The 1,446-nt window shown below is 73.6% G+C and carries 1 tRNA gene and 1 pseudogene; one reads left to right on the forward strand and one right to left on the reverse strand.

Annotated features, from left to right (window positions below):
- Positions 1-272 precede the first annotated feature (272 nt).
- Positions 273-347, forward strand: a tRNA-Thr gene (locus tag FV222_RS25970).
- Positions 348-500: 153 nt separating this feature from the next.
- On the opposite strand, the pseudogene FV222_RS31945 reads toward FV222_RS25970, so the two are convergent.
- Positions 501-1,145, reverse strand: a pseudogene (locus tag FV222_RS31945) (methyl-accepting chemotaxis protein); the annotation flags it as partial.
- Positions 1,146-1,446 lie beyond the last annotated feature (301 nt).

Genomic DNA, 1,446 nt, shown 5'->3' on the forward strand with positions numbered 1-1,446 from the left:
GCCCGCGGCGGACCGGATGCCGGGCCCTCGGGGAGCGCCGACGGGACCGCCTCGCCCGAACGCATCGCAGATCGCGACGCCCGGGCGCGTGCGCACCGTCAGCTGGTGAGATAAGCCCTTCGCCGCCTGCCGCCAGGGCGCTGGGTCCCTGGGTCGCGGCGACGAGCGCGCCCGCGTCCCGCGCCTTGACGAACCCCGCGCAACCATCGTCTAAGACGCGTCGATCAGCACCGCGGCGCAGCTTCGTCCCGCCGCGGCGTCGAAACGGGTCCGCCGGTGTAGCACAGCGGTAGTGCAGCGGTTTTGTAAACCGAAGGTCGGGAGTTCGATCCTCTCCACCGGCACCAGCCTGGCGCTCTGCGCAGCATCATCGTCCGCGACAAAACCGCGGTCGCCGCGTGCCCGCATCACCGCACCGACCGACCGCGGTCATCACGCGATATCCCACCGCGTACCGGCGCGCATAAGCTGACAAAGCGGCAGGCGCGGCGGCCCGCAACTCATGCCGCGCGCACCGTCGCGAGGAAGCAGGTCACCTCCGCGCCGAGGTGGTCGGACTGGCGCGACAGCGCGGAGGCCGACGCGAATACCTGGGACGCCGGGCCCCCGTCTCCTCGGCGGCGCCCGCCACGCCGGCGATGGTGCTCGTGACCTCGCTCGTCCCCATCGAGGCCTGGGTGACGTTGCGCACGATCTCCTGGGTCGCCGCGCCCTGCTCCTCGACCGCCGCGGCGATCGTGGTCGCCATGGCGCTCATGTCGCGGATGCGCACCGCGATCCCGTCGATCGCCGTGACCCGTGGCCGACTGGATCTGCGCGATCTGCCCGGCGATCTCGTGGGTCGCCCGCGCCGTCTGGCTCGCCAGCTCCTTGACCTCGGCGGCCACCACGGCGAAGCCGCGGCCGGCTTCCCCGGCCCGCGCCGCCTCGATCGTGGCGTTCAGCGCCGGGAGGTTGGTCTGCCCGGCGATGCCGGAGATCGGCCCGACCCCGTCGTCGATTTAGGCCGCGGCCCGGGTCAGGGCCTGGACGAGCTGCGCCGTCTCGTCGGCTTCGCCCATGGCCGCCTGCGCCAAGCTCGCCGAGCCCTGCACCTGCCGGCCGATCTCCTGGACGGAGGCGCCGAGCTCTTCCGCGGCCATCGCGCCGACTTCGTCTCGGCGGCCCGCACCGGGCACCGTCAGGCCGACGTCGCCCTAAGCCAGGCGGCCCATCATGGCGGTCACGCCCGTGATCGGGCGGGCGATGCCGGCATGCGGCGGCGGCAGGGCGCCGGCCGCCGAGGACCGCAGACAGGCTCTCAGGACCGTCCCGGCGTCAGCTCTGATCGGACTCGACCGAGAATCGCTTCATCATCTCGGCGCGGACGTGTTCGCGGAAGACCCGCACCCGCGCCGGCAACTCCCGCCCCGCGAGGCTCACCGCGCGCAACGCGCCCCCCGCGGT

Source organism: Methylobacterium sp. WL103 (genome assembly GCF_008039885.1).
In the GTDB taxonomy this organism is placed as follows: domain Bacteria; phylum Pseudomonadota; class Alphaproteobacteria; order Rhizobiales; family Beijerinckiaceae; genus Methylobacterium; species Methylobacterium cerastii.